The organism is Roseibacillus persicicus, from assembly GCF_014651675.1.
Classification (GTDB): Bacteria; Verrucomicrobiota; Verrucomicrobiia; order Verrucomicrobiales; family Akkermansiaceae; genus Roseibacillus; species Roseibacillus persicicus.
In genome coordinates this window covers 1-638 of sequence record NZ_BMXI01000084.1, presented here as the reverse complement: position 1 = coordinate 638, position 638 = coordinate 1, and the positions used below count along the sequence as shown (strand labels likewise).

The window sequence follows — 638 nt, the reverse complement described above, 5'->3', positions numbered from 1 at the left end:
GGTCGGATTGGGTGTGCTTGAACGTTCGCTCTAAAATGCTTGGAAATTACATCCGTCTTGCTGCAGCGGGTCTTGTTCTTGCAAGCTGCGATAGTCGTGAACCTGAGCAAACCGCGGGGAAGAGTGTTGGTTTAGAGTCGTTCCCAAATAAAAAGCTGATCTTCCAAACTGGAGGTAGGCGGCACTATGAAATCCATCAATATGGTGACATTTCCTATATTCGTAATGCCGATGCAGATGGTTCAAACCGTATTATGGTGGGATTGAGAACTCAGTCTTTGATGAGGTGTGGACTGGTTTTGAATCGCTTCCACAGCTCAGAGAGTATAAGAATAAGGAAGCCAATACTTCGAAAGACAGCTCGAAGTTTCACAATGTATTTCTGAATAGCGAGGCAGGGCTGGTTATGGTCTACGATTCAAGCTATTCGATTCCAAGAGACATTGAAGAACCTTCCTATCTTGATTGGATTTCGTCTATTGAAGAACTGCTTGAAGACTACCATAGCGAACAAGGCGTCGCTGCTGAACCCGACCGCGCTGGTGGGTGACTTATTGACAGGATGTTTGAATGCTGTAGAACTAACGAAGTTCTCTGAGCGGTCGGTTCAGCAGGACTGGAACGTTATCCAATGTAAG

At 45.8% G+C, this 638-nt stretch carries 1 protein-coding gene; it reads left to right on the top strand.

From position 1 onward, the window contains the following. The coding region (locus tag IE099_RS20965) for a hypothetical protein (protein ID WP_229809645.1) at window positions 1-386 on the top strand (386 nt) is incomplete at its 5' end. Between the last annotated feature and the right edge of the window lie 252 nt (window positions 387-638).